12 protein-coding genes are annotated in these 15,574 nt (G+C 57.6%); 4 read left to right on the top strand and 8 right to left on the bottom strand.

What is annotated here, in order from left to right:
* The first annotated feature begins 40 nt into the window (after nucleotides 1-40).
* Nucleotides 41-664 (top strand): TRIC cation channel family protein, encoded by a 624-nt coding sequence (locus tag BJF97_RS05660; RefSeq protein ID WP_009654554.1) that lies wholly within the window; start codon nucleotides 41-43, stop codon nucleotides 662-664.
* Between the two features lie 99 nt (nucleotides 665-763).
* Here BJF97_RS05660 and erpA read toward each other — a convergent pair whose 3' ends face one another.
* Both erpA and clcA read right to left on the bottom strand, forming a co-directional pair.
* Complete coding sequence (erpA, locus tag BJF97_RS05655; RefSeq protein WP_004098733.1) at nucleotides 764-1,108, bottom strand: iron-sulfur cluster insertion protein ErpA; 345 nt, start codon at nucleotides 1,106-1,108, stop codon at nucleotides 764-766.
* An 81-nt stretch (nucleotides 1,109-1,189) separates the two neighbouring features.
* Complete coding sequence (gene clcA / locus BJF97_RS05650) at nucleotides 1,190-2,608, bottom strand: H(+)/Cl(-) exchange transporter ClcA (protein ID WP_032694441.1); 1,419 nt, start codon at nucleotides 2,606-2,608, stop codon at nucleotides 1,190-1,192.
* Between the two features lie 180 nt (nucleotides 2,609-2,788).
* Between clcA and hemL the strand changes: the two genes are divergently transcribed.
* Both hemL and BJF97_RS05640 read left to right on the top strand, forming a co-directional pair.
* On the top strand, nucleotides 2,789-4,069 hold the full coding sequence (gene hemL, locus BJF97_RS05645) for a glutamate-1-semialdehyde 2,1-aminomutase (protein ID WP_025107379.1): 1,281 nt from the start codon (nucleotides 2,789-2,791) through the stop codon (nucleotides 4,067-4,069).
* 205 nt (nucleotides 4,070-4,274) lie between these two features.
* Complete coding sequence (locus BJF97_RS05640; protein WP_014227989.1) at nucleotides 4,275-5,204, top strand: Rpn family recombination-promoting nuclease/putative transposase; 930 nt, start codon at nucleotides 4,275-4,277, stop codon at nucleotides 5,202-5,204.
* 59 nt (nucleotides 5,205-5,263) lie between these two features.
* Here the strand turns inward: BJF97_RS05640 and fhuB are convergent, their stop codons facing one another.
* The 5 genes from fhuB to mrcB form a co-directional block, all read right to left on the bottom strand.
* The gene (fhuB, locus tag BJF97_RS05635) at nucleotides 5,264-7,246 is read right to left on the bottom strand and encodes a Fe(3+)-hydroxamate ABC transporter permease FhuB (RefSeq protein ID WP_064388482.1); all 1,983 of its coding nucleotides are present in this window, start codon (nucleotides 7,244-7,246) and stop codon (nucleotides 5,264-5,266) included.
* On the bottom strand, nucleotides 7,243-8,133 hold the full coding sequence (gene fhuD, locus BJF97_RS05630) for a Fe(3+)-hydroxamate ABC transporter substrate-binding protein FhuD (protein WP_014227987.1): 891 nt from the start codon (nucleotides 8,131-8,133) through the stop codon (nucleotides 7,243-7,245). Before fhuD ends, fhuB begins: the two co-directional genes overlap by 4 nt.
* Complete coding sequence (gene fhuC / locus BJF97_RS05625) at nucleotides 8,133-8,930, bottom strand: Fe3+-hydroxamate ABC transporter ATP-binding protein FhuC (RefSeq protein WP_004098728.1); 798 nt, start codon at nucleotides 8,928-8,930, stop codon at nucleotides 8,133-8,135. The genes fhuD and fhuC overlap by 1 nt, the downstream gene beginning before the upstream one ends.
* Nucleotides 8,931-8,975: 45 nt before the next feature.
* On the bottom strand, nucleotides 8,976-11,225 hold the full coding sequence (gene fhuA / locus BJF97_RS05620) for a ferrichrome porin FhuA (RefSeq protein ID WP_032694389.1): 2,250 nt from the start codon (nucleotides 11,223-11,225) through the stop codon (nucleotides 8,976-8,978).
* A 274-nt stretch (nucleotides 11,226-11,499) separates the two neighbouring features.
* Nucleotides 11,500-14,055, bottom strand: a complete 2,556-nt coding sequence (mrcB, locus tag BJF97_RS05615) for a bifunctional glycosyl transferase/transpeptidase (protein WP_014837437.1) — start codon at nucleotides 14,053-14,055, stop codon at nucleotides 11,500-11,502.
* A 572-nt stretch (nucleotides 14,056-14,627) separates the two neighbouring features.
* On the opposite strand from mrcB, the gene pulS reads away from it, so the two are divergent.
* Nucleotides 14,628-15,005, top strand: a complete 378-nt coding sequence (gene pulS / locus BJF97_RS05605) for a GspS family T2SS pilot lipoprotein variant PulS (protein WP_004098724.1) — start codon at nucleotides 14,628-14,630, stop codon at nucleotides 15,003-15,005.
* A gap of 28 nt (nucleotides 15,006-15,033) precedes the next feature.
* Here the strand turns inward: pulS and gspB are convergent, their stop codons facing one another.
* Entirely contained in the window at nucleotides 15,034-15,558 is a 525-nt protein-coding gene (gspB, locus tag BJF97_RS05600) for a type II secretion system assembly factor GspB (RefSeq protein ID WP_014227982.1), read from the bottom strand.
* Nucleotides 15,559-15,574: the final 16 nt, after the last annotated feature.

The following is a 15,574-nucleotide window of genomic DNA, read 5'->3' as shown; positions in this document are numbered from 1 at the left end:
AAAAAAGCCTAATGGGATAGACTCAAAGTGGGAACTGACGATGCTTGTCTATTGGCTGGATATCATTGGCACCGCCGTGTTTGCCATCTCCGGCGTTCTGCTGGCTGGAAAGCTGCGCATGGACCCTTTCGGCGTGCTGGTATTAGGCGTGGTGACCGCGGTAGGCGGTGGCACCATTCGCGATATGGCCCTTGCTAACGGCCCGGTATTTTGGGTTAAAGACCCTACCGATCTGGTGGTGGCGATGGTCACCAGCATGTTCACTATCCTGCTGGTACGCCAGCCGCGCCGGTTACCCAAATGGGTGCTTCCGGTGCTGGACGCCGTCGGTCTGGCGGTATTTGTCGGTATTGGCGTTAACAAAGCCTTTCTTGCCCATAGCGGACCGCTGGTGGCCGTCTGCATGGGCGTCGTCACCGGCGTCGGCGGGGGGATCATCCGCGACGTGCTGGCGCGTGAAATCCCGATGATTCTGCGTACGGAAATCTACGCGACGGCCTGCATCGTTGGCGGCATCGTGCATGCGACGGCGTACTACACCTTTCAGGTTCCGTTAGAAAACGCGGCGATGATAGGTATGGTGGTCACGCTGGTCATCAGGCTGGCGGCCATCCGCTGGCACCTGAAGCTGCCAACGTTCGCGCTTGATGAGAATGGACGGTAATAAAAGCAAAACGGTAACCTTAACGTTACCGTTTTTAGCGTTTGCGCCCTCTCGCTGTATGAGAGGGCGGGGGAGAAGAGGCTCCCGGGCGCACTATCTTTAGACGCTGAACGAGGAGCCGCAGCCGCAGGTGCTTTTCGCATTCGGGTTGGTCACGATAAAACGCGAGCCTTCCAGACCTTCGGTATAATCGACGGCGCCGCCGACCAGATACTGCAGGCTCATTGGGTCAACCACCAGGCCGACGCCCTGCTTCTCGATAGTCATATCGCCTTCGTTAACCTGATCGTCGAAGGTAAAGCCGTACTGGAAACCGCTGCAGCCACCACCGGTGATGTACACGCGCAGTTTCAGGTTCGGATTGTCTTCATCCGCAATCAGGTCTTTTACTTTAATCGCCGCGGCTTCGGTAAACTCCAGCGGCAACGCTACGTCATCACTCATTTTATGCTCCCATTGATACTTCTGACCGGTTAAAGAATAACCCGACCTTTTGAGCCATTATCCAATACCCGAGTAAATCGTTCAAGTATTCTCCCCGCCGACCGGCTGCGCCTTTGCTTCCTGTTCCGCCTTTTGTTTTGCCAGGGTGCGCTGCAGAATAGTCGAGTATAAAGGCTTACCGCCGAGGAATTGTGCCAATAGTGTTGCGCCGAGACAGGTAATAATCATTGGCAAAATGAGCTGATAGTTATCGGTCATCTCCAGCACCAGCACGATGCCGGTCAACGGCGCGCGAACCGAGGCGGCTAGCAGCGCCCCCATCCCGGCGATGGCAAAGGTGCCGGCATCCAGATGATAGGCCGGAAACAGCGGCGTCGCCGCCATGCCAAACGCCGTGCCCAGCAGCGTCCCCAGCGCCAGCATCGGCGCAAAGATACCGCCGGGCGCGCCGGAAGAGAAGCAAAGCAGCGTGGTAATCACCCGCGCGATAAAAATAAACAGCAGCAGGCCGACGGAAAAATTGCCCGCCGCGGCGATGGGAATCAGGTTAAACCCGCCGCCGGACGCCGCCGGCTGAATCAGACCCAGCACGCCGCAGCTTCCGCCGATCAGGCCGCCAATCAGCACCCATTTTTTAATGTTGCCGCCGTGGAGCCGCTGAAACATATCCTGGGTGCGCAGCACCAGCGTATTAAACAGCGGGCCAACACAGCCAAAAATCATCCCGAGGATCAAATACAGCCACAGGGTGTTGACCGGCGCATTGCTGAGCTTACCGACCTCGATAACCGCTTTATCGCCGTTGAAGATACGGAAAACGATGGTGGCCATAATGACGCCGGTAAACACGGCTTTAATGGAGATCAGGTTGTAGCGAAACTGCGGGCGCATCTCTTCAATAATAAACAGAATCCCGGCCAGCGGCGCGTTAAAGGCGGCGGAGAGCCCCGCCGCGGCGCCGGTCGCCAGCAGCGTATGGCGCGCTTCCGGACTGCGCATGCGAAAAACGTCCACCACCATGCGCCCAAGATTGCCCCCAAGCTGCACCATCGGCCCTTCGCGCCCCAGCACCATGCCCGCACCCAGCGTCCCCATGCCGCCGATAAACTTCACCGGCAGTACGCGCCACCAGCGAACGGGACGCAGCTCCTCCAGCGCGCCTTCAATTTCCGGGATCCCGGAGCCGCCTGCTTCCGGCGCAAAACGACGGACGAGAAAATAGCCCACCATCGCCAGCAAAGCGGAGAGGATAAAGGCCAGCGGCCAGACCAGAAACCAGTGGTCCGCCACCTCTACCAGCGCGCCTATGCGCAGGTTCTGCACCCAGTTGACGCTTTTTTCAAACGCGACGCCGATCAGCCCCGCCAGCGTGCCGACAACGGCCGCCATTAATAACACCGCCAGCGGCGTTTTATCACGCTGAATCAACCGACGCACGGCATCGCTGCGGCGAACGCGTACGAACTGATGTGCTGAAGAAGAGGGGTTTTCTGCTTTCATGCCATTATCAATAATAAGTAATACAAATAGAAAGAAGGTCATTCTAGCCAACCGGACAGACTCCGTCGTCAAAAAAATGCGCCGTGACCCCATTGTTTCAATTGGGCAAAACTTTCATAACCTTCCTGGAATAACTTAGAATAGTCGACAAAACATTTTTCACGAACCAGGACCCTGGCAATGAGCAAATCTGAAAATCTGTATAACGCTGCGCGTGAACTTATTCCCGGCGGCGTGAACTCTCCGGTACGTGCGTTCACCGGCGTCGGCGGTACGCCGCTGTTTATCGAGCGCGCCGACGGCGCTTACCTTTACGATGTTGATGGTAAAGCGTATATCGATTATGTCGGCTCCTGGGGCCCAATGGTGCTGGGTCATAACCATCCGGCCATCCGCAACGCGGTCATTGAAGCCGCCGAACGCGGCCTGAGCTTTGGCGCGCCGACGGAGATGGAAGTTAAAATGGCGGCGCTGGTCACCGAGCTGGTCCCGACCATGGATATGGTCCGCATGGTGAACTCCGGTACCGAAGCCACCATGAGCGCCATTCGCCTGGCCCGCGGCTTTACCGGCCGCGACAAAATTATCAAGTTCGAAGGCTGCTACCACGGCCACGCAGACTGCCTGCTGGTAAAAGCCGGCTCAGGCGCGCTGACGCTCGGCCAGCCGAACTCGCCGGGCGTGCCGGCGGATTTCGCCAAACACACCCTGACCTGTACCTATAACGATCTGTCCTCGGTTCGCGCCGCGTTCGAACAGTATCCGCAGGATATCGCCTGCATCATCGTTGAGCCTGTGGCCGGTAATATGAACTGCATCCCGCCGCAGCCGGAGTTTCTGCCGGGCCTGCGCGCGCTGTGCGACGAGTTCGGCGCGCTGCTGATTATCGATGAAGTCATGACCGGCTTCCGCGTGGCGCTGGCCGGCGCGCAGGATTACTACGGCGTTGTGCCGGATCTGACCTGCCTTGGCAAAATCATCGGCGGCGGTATGCCGGTTGGCGCATTCGGCGGTCGTCGTGAGGTGATGGATGCCCTGGCGCCGACCGGCCCGGTTTACCAGGCAGGCACCCTCTCCGGCAACCCCATCGCGATGGCGGCAGGTTTCGCTTGCCTGACCGAAGTGGCGCAGCCCGGCGTGCACGAGACGCTAACCGAGCTCACTAACCAGCTGGCCCAGGGTCTGCTGGACGCCGCGCGCGATGCCGGTATTCCGCTGGTGGTGAATAACGTCGGCGGCATGTTCGGCATTTTCTTTACCGACGCGCCAACCGTGACCTGCTACCAGGACGTGGTCAAATGCGATGTCGAGCGGTTTAAACGCTTCTTCCACCTGATGCTGGAAGAGGGCGTCTACCTGGCGCCGTCGGCGTTTGAAGCGGGCTTTATGTCCATCGCCCATAGCGAAGAAGATATCGACAACACCGTCGCCGCCGCGCGTAACGCCTTCGCTAAGCTGTAACCTCAACGCCGGGGCCCCCCTGCCCCGGCAATACGCATCTTGTTTAAAAGCATCATTTTGCGTCGGCCCACGCATAACAAGATGCAAACGCGATCGCCTCGAAAGATTGTCATCATCCCGCCTCGTAGAACCCAAAATCGTCGGCAGACAATGGGCAGGCAAAAGCAGATTCTCAGCGGAAACTCAGCCGCAAGGATTGCTCAGAATGACAACACAATCGTCCCCTACACCGCATGACGCCATTTTTAAACAGCTACTGGCCCATATCGATACCGCCAGAGACTTTATTGATATCCATCTTCCGGCAGACCTGCGCTCGCTGTGCGATCTCAACACGCTTCAGCTGGAATCAGGTAGTTTTATTGAAGAAGATCTGCGGGCTTACTATTCCGACGTGCTGTACTCATTGGAAATCAATAATAAGACGGGCTATATCCATGTGCTTATTGAGCATCAAAGCTCACCGGACAAGCAGATGCCGTTTCGTCTCATGCGCTATAGCGTCGCCGCCATGCAGCGCCATCTGGAAGCGGGAAATACACATCTCCCGTTGGTTGTTCCCATTTTGTTTTATCAGGGCAAAACCTCGCCCTACCCCTTCTCAATGAACTGGTACAGTATGTTCGACTTGCCGGAGTGGGCAAAAATAATCTACAACCGCCCTTTTCCGCTGGTCGATATCACGGTGATACCTGATAACGCGATTATGCAGCATCGGCGTATTGCGATCCTGGAGCTCCTGCAAAAGCATATTCGCCAGCGGGATCTCATGTTGCTGCTCGAGCAATTGGGGATTCTGCTTAACGCGGGATACACTACCGCCGAGCAGCTAAAAGTGTTATTTAGCTATATGGGGCAGCGCGGTCACACCGAAAACCCTAAGGCTTTTTTCAATGGACTGGTAAGTCATATACCGCAGGAGGAGTCGATGGAAACGCTGGACGAATGGCTGGAAAAAAACGGCAAAGAGCTTTTTATTGAATGGGGCCAGGAAAAGGGTGAGGCAAAGGCCCGACTAAAAATTGCCAACCGGATGCTGGAAAACGGCATGGAGCGATCGCTGGTTATCCAGCTCACGGAAGTGACGGAAAACGAATTAGAGCAGTTGCAGAATTCCGCAGTTAGTCCTAACTGAATCCGGGCAAAAAAGGGGATAACATCGCGACGCCCGCCGGGCATCGCGATGGTGAAACGCTACCGGCTCTGCTTTCTCAACAGATAGATAAAGTACGGCGCGCCGATAAACGTCGACAGCAATCCTGCCGGGATTTGGTAGGGGAACATCAGCATCCGGCCGCACCAGTCGGCAAACACCAGCAGCGCTCCGCCAATCAGGCCGGAGATCGCCATATGCGGCATCGTACGCCGGAATCCCATCATACGCGCAATATGCGGCGCCATTAACCCCACGAAGCTGAGCGGGCCAATCGTTAGGGTTGCGGCCGCGGTCAGACATGCCGCCAGCAGCAGCAGCCCGATACGTGACGGCGTCAGCGCCATCCCGACCGCCCTCGCCGCCTCGCCGCCCAGCGGCAGAATCGTCAACCAGCGTCGGCAAAGCGGAGTCAGCGCCAGCAGAATAAGCATCACCGCGCCGCTGCGCATCACGAGCTCCGGCGTGGCGCTGTAGGTTGAGCCGGAAATCCACGTCAGGATCTGCGCCATTCGCGGATCGCCGCTGGCCTGCAGCATCATCAGCAGCATGGTAAACGCCGTGCTCAGCGCCATCCCCGCCAGCAGCATGCGATGCGGCGAGAACCCGCCGCGTCCGGCGGCAATCAGAATGACCAGCAGCGTCGCCGCCGCGCCGAGGCTACCGGCGGGCAGCAGCCAGCCAAAGGCATTTCCCGGCACGAAGAACAGCATCACCACCACGCCAAACGCCGCGCCCGAGCTGATCCCGAGCACTTCCGGACTGGCCATCGGATTACCGGTTAAGCGCTGGATAATGCAGCCCGCTACCGCCAGCATCACGCCAGCGAACAGCGCCGCCAGAACGCGCGGCCAGCGCCAGGGCATTAGCTCATCCAGTAGCGTACCGCTGGCCCAGTGCCAGCCCTGCGCGTCGCGGCCGAAAGCCAGCGCCGCGACGATGGCCAGCAGCAGAATCGCCAGCCCGCCCAGCGCGAACCACAGCACATGTTGCCGTTCAGCCAGCACGCTATCTCCACCGTTCATCACCGGCGCGCTAATGCTGCGCAGGCGCGGCAGCAGCCATAGCAGCAGCGGCGCGCCAATCAGCGCGGTCACCGAACCGGTGGAGATCTCCATCCACACCCGGGCCAGCCAGAGGATAACCTGATCGGAGAGCCACAGCAGCAGCGCGCCAATCAGGGCCGCCAGCAGCAGGCGCGAGAGCAGGCGACGCGCGCCCAGCATCTTCGCCAGCAGCGGCGCGAACAGGCCGATAAAGCCAATAATCCCCACCGCATTCACCAACAGGGCGCTAATGATAATCGCCAGGGTCAACGCCCCCAGCCGCGCCAGCGAGAGCGCCAGTCCGAGGTTGCGCGCCACGCCGTCGTCCAGCCCCATCAGGGTCAGCGGACGCAGCAGCAGCAGCGTTAAAATCGCTCCGCCCAGCAGCTGCGGCCACAGCCGCTGCACCACGCTCCAGTCGGTCTGCGTCAGGGTACCGGTACTCCACAGGAACATACTTTGCAGCCGATCGTGATGGAAAATAGCCATTAGTTGATTAAGCGCGCCGCAGTACAGGCTCACCACCAGCCCTGCCAGAATCAACGTCACCGGCGAGAGGCGTTTGCCCCACGACACGCCAAACACCAGCGCGCCGACAATGCACGCCCCGGCCAGCGCGGCGAACTGCGACGCCAGCACGCCAGGAATCGCCCACAGCGTGGTGACCGTCATGCCCAGCTGCGCCCCGGTCGCCACGCCGAGCGTCGTCGGCTCCGCCAGCGGATTACGTAGCACCTGCTGGAACAGCACGCCCACCAGCCCCAGCCCGGCGCCGACCAGCAGCGATATCGCCAGCCGCGGCAGCAGGCTGTAGTGGAACAGCATCTGAGCGATATTATCGATATTCGGCTGCCACAGCGCCTGCCCCCATTCGCTTCGCGGCAGCGCCACGTTGAGGTTGAACAGCGTCAGCGCAGCAGCGACGAGAAGGAGCGTCAACAGCAGTGATGTCGCCAAAGGCGAAATTCGCGATCTCATGCCGGGCCTCCCTGAGCGTCGGCCAGCACGCGGGCAAAATGCATCGCCGATAGCGTCGCGCCATAGAACCACACCGCCGGGACGCGCTGAAAACGCCCTGCGCGAACAAACGGCATCGCTCGCCACAGCGGCGTCGCCATAAGCTGCGCCATCTCCCGCGCATTGCCGTGATCGAAGCAGATAACGTCGGCGTCTCTGTAGGCCGCCAGCCGGTCAATACCGACGGTGACGCTGCCCCAGAAGGTGGTTTCGCCCTGCCAGGCATTTTTGATGGCAAAGCGGTCGAGCACCTCCTGGAACAGGCAGTTTTGCGCAAAAACCAGCACGTGACGGCTATCAAGCAGAGTAATCATCAGCAGCGGACGATCGCCGCGGCGGGCAAAGCGCGGTCGCAGGCTCTCCATCAGCGCGTCAAATTCCGCCAGATGGCGCTTCGCTTCCCGCTGTCTGCCGATCAGATCAGCCATTTCGCCAAGCGACTGCTGAGCCATCATCAGCGGGCGCTTGCCGTCGCTGAAGGTGAATCCTCGTCCGGGCGCAATACGCGCCAGCTTTTCCGCCGACGGGCCGTACCCCGCCGACCAGACCAGAAACGACGGCTTCATCTGCGTCAGCAGCTCCAGATTGGGCTCGGTACGCAGCCCGACGTCAATCACCGAATCAGGTAGCGCCGGTTCATTGACCCACAGCCGGTAGTTAGGGATATCGGCAACGCCGTAGGGCGTAACGCCCAGCGCCAGCAGCAGCTCTACCGGCAGCCATTCGAGCGCGACAATACGCTGCGGATCCACTTCCGCCGCCCGCGCGCCGCGCATCTGCCACAGCAGCGGCGACAGCGCCATTGCGGTCAGCAGGCGCCGCCGCGTGATGAATGTGAGGTTTTCCATCAATAGACAAAACTTACCGGCGCTGCGCCAGCCGGATGCGGCAGGATCCCCATCGGGATGCCGTAAATTTGTTCCAGGGTTTCGCTGCGCATCAGCTCCGCGGGCGTTCCCTGAGCGATCATCTCACCGCCGCGCAGCGCAACCAGATAGTCGCAGTAGCGCGCCGCCATATTGATATCATGCAGTACGGCGATCACCGTCAGCCCGCGCTGCTGGCTGAGGCGATGGACCAGCGCCAGCACATCCACCTGGTGGGCGATATCCAGCGCCGAGGTAGGTTCATCGAGCAGCAGGCAGCGGCTATCCTGAGCCACCAGCATGGCAATCCACGCGCGCTGGCGTTCGCCGCCGGAGAGGCTGTCCACCAGCCGGTGGGCCAGCGGTTTTAGCCCGACCAGCGCAATCGCCTCTTCCACTTTCTCCCGATCCGCCGCGCCAAAACGCCCCAGAGCTCCGTGCCACGGGTAGCGGCCGATCGCCACCAGCTCACGCACCGTCATGCCTTCCGCCGGCGGCAGCTGCTGCGGCAGATAAGCCACTTTGCGGGCAAAGGCTTTACTGCCCCAGCTGTCGAGCGGCTGACCGTCGAGCAAAACCTCCCCGTCTGAGGGCGCCTGATGGCGGCCAAGCATTTTCAACAGCGTCGATTTGCCGGAGCCGTTATGGCCAATCAGGCCCGTGACTTTTCCCGCCGGGAAGGTTAACGACAGAGGATGCAGCAGCGTTCGGCCGGGCACGCGGAAGGTCACGCGGTCCAGTGAAAACGTCGTATCGGAGTGCGGAGTGATTTCCTGCATAACGGAACCTGGTCAGAGGCGCGGCGAACCGCGCCCGTTAAGTGGTTAGAAACGGAAAGTCGCGGTCGCCACAACCTGGCGCTCAGCGCCCCAGAAGCAGCCATAAGTATTAAAGCAGCTTGCCACGTACTCTCGGTCAAACAAGTTGTTCACGTGAAGCGCCACGTTAGAACCCGCCATACCCACGCGGGCCAGGTCATAACGGACTAATGCATCAACAACCGTGTAACTACCCACCTTAAAGGAGTTCGCTGGATCACCATAGCTGGAGCCAGTGAAACGTGCGCCAGTACCCAATGTCAGTCCAGAAAGCGGGCCGTTAAATAAGGTGTAGTCCCCCCACAGTGATGCCATATGTTTTGGCACCTGTGCTGGCGTGTTACCTTTGTAGGTAGTATCCGTAGTGTATTGCGCATCGGTATAGGTATAAGAACCGACAACGTTGACGCTAGCTGAAAGCGCAGCTTTGGCTTCAATCTCCACGCCGCGCGAACGAATTTCACCACCTTCAACCGAGAAGAACGAACCTGCAGGATCGGCCATCAGGTTATTGGTTTTGGTCAACTGATAGAGGGCACCGGTAATCACAATAGGACGATCGTTGGGTACGTATTTCACACCAGCTTCGTACTGTTTACCTTTAGACGGAGCAAAAACATTACCGCTTGCGCCGGTCTGAGAGGCTGGCTCAAACGATTCGCTATAGCTGAAATAAGGCGTTATACCATTATCGAACAGGTAGTTAACACCACCGCGCCAGGTAAATTGTTTATCATTTCTGGAACTCTGCGTCGCGGTAACACGGTTCAACGAATCCTGTTTCGCCCAGTCGTAACGACCACCCAGAGTAACCAGCACTTTATCCCACTGCGCCTGGTCCTGTACGTAAAGACCAGTCTGTTTCTGTTTATTCAGCACTTGATAAGCACCTGATGGCCCTGGGTGCGAACCAAAATCAAAATCGCTGCGATCGAGATTATAGATATCGGATGGCGTCACTGACCCCGCATAGCCAAACCAGGAATCGATATCGTTACGCATCCGCATGAAATCAACGCCAGTCAGCAGGATATGATCTACTGAGCCGGTCGCGAACTTGCTTTGCAACTGGGTATCGACAGAGAAATTCTGTAATTTTTCATTATCAATTACGTACTGTCGGGTCAGCGTATGGCCCCATTGTGACTGAGGAACACTGGCGCAAGGGCTGGTGGCTGGGTTGCTCGAATAAAGTGGGTCAGAACACATCCCATAGCCGTAGACACTGTTCTGCGAAACTTTATTTTGCGCGTAACGCAGGTTCTGGCGCACGGTAAAGGTATCGTTGAATTCGTGGTCAAAGCTATAGCCAACCATTTTCTCATTACGTGAGTAAGTGTTGTTGTTGGCGCCTTCGTTGAAGTCGGTTGGGAGACGATTACCGTTCGGTAACGGTGACACCGTTCCCTCTTTCGGCAACCAGCCGTAGTAACCAGTCTCCGGTTCATTCTGAAAATAGGAGAGGAACGTAAAGTTGGTTTTGTCATCCGGGCGCCAGCTAAAAGCGGGTGCAATCGCGTAACGTTGCTCCTCAGCGCCTTTCTGCTGTGCATTGGCAGAGCGCGCCAGACCAGTCAGGCGATAAGAATAAACGCCGTCCTCGTCAATCGCATCGCTGAAGTCAAAACCGGTCTGCCATAGATTATCGGTGCCCATTTTAAACTGGACTTCTTTTAGCGGCTCCGTTGTAGGACGTTTGCTGACCATATTCAGCAAACCACCCGGGCTGCTCTTTCCGTAAAGTACGGAAATCGGACCGCGCATGACTTCCGCACGCTCCAGCATATAGGGATCAATCACCGCATCATTATAGAAGTTACCCTGCATTTTCAGGCCATTCAGAAAGTTGTTCTGGCTTTGGCCATCAGCAGCGAAACCGCGGATGATCAGATAGTCATAAGTATTAGAGGCACCACGCGTTCCCACGGCAACGCCAGGCGTATAGCTCAGTGCTTCTTTAACGGACTTCGGTTGATGTAGCGCCATCTCCTCGGCGGTCACCACGGAAATAGACTGCGGCACCTTTTGAATAGGAGTATCTGTTTTGGTACCGGTGGCCGATTGTCGCGCCGCGATGGTCGCTGCCGGTCCCCAGGCGCTCTCCTGCGGGGCCGGAGCGGCGGTGACGGTAATGGTTTCTTCTTTCGGTTCAACTGCCGCCTGTGCATAAACAGACATGCCGCTAACCGCCGTGGCTACTACAACTGCGATTTTACGCAGCGAGTGATTTGGCTGAGCAGTTTTAAGACGCGCCATGGGTATATCTCTAATAGAAGTGAATGATAACGTAAACGAGAATTATTATTATAACGAGTGACATAATAGGCGAAACGCGCGCGGCAAGGCAAGAAATATGCCCCCTGTGAGCGATCAAAGGATGAATAAATAACCAGACGGTAAGTGTGGGGTTAAACGGCTGTTAATTAAATGACAGAGATAAAAAGGCCCTCTACTACCGGAGTAGTAGAGGGCCTATATTTCCGCCTCCATTCAACCGACAAAGCGCCGGTTTACAGGATGCAACGGCGGGTTAATTGCTGCCGAACATATCCTTAATCCAGCCCGCTACGCCATCGCTCTTCTCCTGCTTCGGCGGTTGCTGCTGCTGATTTTGCTGCTGCGGCTGCTGCCCGGACTGATTGAACGGGTTATTCGCCTGCTGCTGCTCAAGCTGCTGCTGTTGGATCTGTTCGCCCTGGCGGCACAGCGCGTCCGGCGAGGTCGTCCATACCGGCAGCGAGCGCATGCCGCCGCTGCAGACAAAGTTACCGCTGCCATCGACGCCCATATCCACCACGTCTTCAGGCGGAGTCAGCACCAGCGGCGTCGGCGTCTGGTTAGCCAGGTAGCGCTGATAAATTGACATCGCGCCGCTGGCGCCGTACAGCTTGGTCGGCTGGTTATTATCGCGACCCACCCAGGTAATGGTCACCTGACCGCCGTCAATACCGGCAAACCAGGTATCAACGTTGTTGTTGGTGGTCCCGGTTTTACCCGCCAGATGCAGGCCCGGATACTTCGCGCCCAGCTGGCGACCGGTACCGCGCTGCACCACCTGCTGCATGGTCCATAGCGTCATATACGCCGCCTGCGCCGGCACCGCGCGTTCCGCCTGCGGATAGCTCTGATAGAGCACGGTACCATCTTCAGCGATAACGGAACGCAGCGCGGACAGCGGTGCGCGGTTACCCCCGCTGGCAATGGTCTGGAACGCCTGCGCCACTTCAATCGGCGTCAGGTTCAGCGCCCCCAGCAGCATAGACGGCACGGCGTTCAGCTGATTCTTCGGCGCGCCCAGCTTAGTCCAGGTATCGACCACCGCCGGCAGACCCAGCGCCATCCCAAGGTTCACCGTCGGCACGTTCATTGAACGCGTCAGCGCGTCAACCAGCATCACTTTACCGCTATCGCTGTAGCGACGATCGTCGTTCTGCGGCGACCACGTCTGGCCGTTGGACAGGCGAATCGAGATAGGCGCATCGGCAATCCAGGTATTGAGACGATACTGGTTCGGCTGGCTTAGCGCGGTCAGATAGGTCGCCGGTTTTGCCAGTGAACCAATTGAACGACGCGCCTGCATCGCGCGGTTATAGCCGGCAAACTGCGGCTCCGCGCCGCCGACCATCGCCCGCACCTCGCCGGTGAAGCGGTCGACCACCACCATCGCGGTTTCCAGATCCGGCAGCTTACGCTGTTTCTTCAGCGCCGGAATACCTTCCGTCGCCGCTTTTTCCGCCGCGTCCTGCGCGACCGAGTCGAAGGTGGTAAAGATCTTCACGCCGGAGAGATCTTTCACTTTGTCGCCCAGTTTCGCCTGCAGCTCCTGGCGTACCATCTGCATAAACGCCGGCTGCGGAGAGATCACCCCGCCGCGCGGCTGTACGCCCAGCGGACGCGCGCTGAGCATGTCATACAGCTCCTGATCGATAACCTGCTGCTGCTGCAGCAGACGCAGCACGAGATTGCGTCGCTCCAGCGCCAGCTTCGGGTTACGCCACGGGTTGTAGACCGACGCGCCTTTTACCATCCCCACCAGCAGCGCCTGCTGATCGAGGCTCAGCTCTTCCACCGGACGACCAAAGTAATAGAGGCTCGCCAGCGGGAAGCCGCGGATCTCGTTATCGCCGCTCTGACCGAGGTACACCTCGTTCATGTACAGCTCAAGGATACGATCCTTGCTGTAGCGGGCATCGACGATCAGCGCCATATAGGCTTCGTTAATCTTGCGCCAGTACGAACGTTCGCTGGAGAGGAACAGGTTCTTCACCAGCTGCTGGGTCAGCGTACTCGCGCCCTGCACCGTACGCCCGGCGGTCAGGTTCGCCAGCACCGCGCGGCCAATCGAGTAGAGGCTGATGCCGTCGTGTTCGTAGAAATGGCGGTCTTCCGTCGCCAGCAGGGTATCGACCAGCAGATCCGGGAAGCCGTTGCGCTTAACAAACAGACGCTGTTCGCCGTTGGCCGATTGCAGCATGGTGATCAGGCGCGGATCGAGACGGAAGAAACCGAACTGGCGGTTGTTATCCATATTCTCGATAGTGTCCAGACGATCGCCATTAAAGGTCAGACGCGCGCGCACCTGCCCTTCTTTACTGTCCGGGAAATCGAACGGACGGCGGATCATCTCGATACTGTTGGCCTGTACCGTGTATTCGCCCGGGCGCGTCATCGCGCTCACCTGACGATACTGCGTGGCGTTGAGCAGGCGCACCATTTCGTTTTTGCTGATCTGCATATCCGGCTCAAGGTTGACCATCCGGCCATAAACCGCCGCGGGCAGATCCCAGACTTTACCGTCGATGCGGCTGCGGATTTTCTGATCGAGGTAGACGCCATAGGCGGCAATCAACACCGCGCAGACGACCCCAATCTTAATCAGCAGCCATAGCCAGGCGCGTTTACGACGAGGGGGTTTACCGCCTTTGCCTTTTCCTTTCCGCGGCATCGGTTTTTCATCCTCATAGTCATCATCATCGTAATCGTCGTCGTAGTCCTCTTCCCGGACCCGACGGCGAGTTACCTTTTGTTTTGCCGGGCGCGAGGGTCTCCCCTTACGTCCGATCGGCTCGCGGTCATCTCCCGCCATGCTTTTTCTCCGCAACTTACAGGCGTAAAGGCCTGATTCTCAATGTTTCCCCGATTGGGGGAAAGAAGAAATCTCTCAAATTGACGCCCGACCGTTTTGGCTTTCAGGCGACCATTTATGAACTGCGCGACGCGTTATCATGTCGCTCGCATGATTTTCACTTTAAAAATTCACCATACAAATCACATTGTTACCGGCTTCATCGACAGAATAGTTCGGGACACGGTACTTGTTGTCCAGGCGATACAGGATAGCACTAAACCGCGACATTCTTAACCAGCATTTTACATGCTCATCAGGTAACAAAAGGGAAATTATTATGTTTTTTAACAACATAAACATGTCCGTCCGTATCCTTCTACATGCCGCCAAAAGAAAGCGGAACGGCAACGCCGGAAAATAGTATTTCCGCCATAAAAGAAAAATCATGCAGGTGAAAGAAAAACAAATTTAAAAGACGACAATGATAAAAAAGCGAGCCGCTTAACATTGATAATTTGGCAGATTTTCTGATGACTGCGGACAAATATTTGTTAAACTGTCAGCCAATTAATTTTTCCGATTAATATATTATGCGCAACTTTATTCTATTCCCGCTTATGGCGGTCGCCCTGCTCTCAGGCTGTCAGCAAAATCGTTCGACAACCCTCAGTCCTGCCGTGAGCGGTCAGGCCCAGCTTGAGCAGCTCGCCTCCGTCGCCGCCGGGGCGCGCTATCTGAAGAATAAATGCAACCGCAGCGATCTGCCCGCCGATGAAGCGATTAATCGTGCGGCAATAAACGTGGGTAAAAAACGCGGATGGGCGAATATTGACGATAATCTGCTAAGCCAGCGCAGCGCGCAGCTATATCAACAGCTCCAGCAGGACAGTACCCCGGAAGCCACAAAATGCAGCCAGTTTAATCGCCAGCTGGCGCCATTTATTGATAGCCTGCGCGGCAATAAATAGCGCTTATTTTTATTCCGCTCGCACTATTTTATTCAGCCTGCGGACTCTCCTCAATCGCCCCGCCCGGCCAGTCATCCAGCGCCGCGAGGGTAAACGTTTTACCGTTGAAGCTAAATACGGTGAGATCCTGCTGAATCTGCTCAATAACCAGGTTCGGCAGCGGCGAGTCGCCCTCCTTCCAGGACTGTCCGTTTAATACAATGCTGCGTTTCTCCGCCAGCGAGGCGTAGACGTGCGCGCTATAGCGCAGAGGCGGCAGAGTATCTTCATCGATCGCTATTTCTGGTTCAGCCTTCATTTCTGGCTCGGCTTTAACCGCCGTCACGGCAGTTTTGACCGCCGGTTGATTCAGCGGCACTAACGCCGCATGCGCTACCGGCTGCCTTATCGGCTGCGGCTCGGGCTTATTCCGCCACTGCTCGCCGCCGAACCAGCCGAGCGCAATCAGCAGCGCGGCGTACAGCGGTACGGTCACATAGGGGATCTGCACCATTTTTCCAACTACCGTCGGGGGCGCGGACTGCGGGTACGGCTCTTGCTGACGAACAAGCACGGGCTTCTCCTTAATC

It is taken from the genome of Klebsiella sp. LTGPAF-6F, assembly GCF_001753185.1.
In the GTDB taxonomy this organism is placed as follows: Bacteria; Pseudomonadota; Gammaproteobacteria; order Enterobacterales; family Enterobacteriaceae; genus Klebsiella; species Klebsiella michiganensis.
The sequence above is the reverse complement of the archived record's forward strand: the minus strand, read 5'-3'. Positions and strand labels throughout refer to the sequence as shown.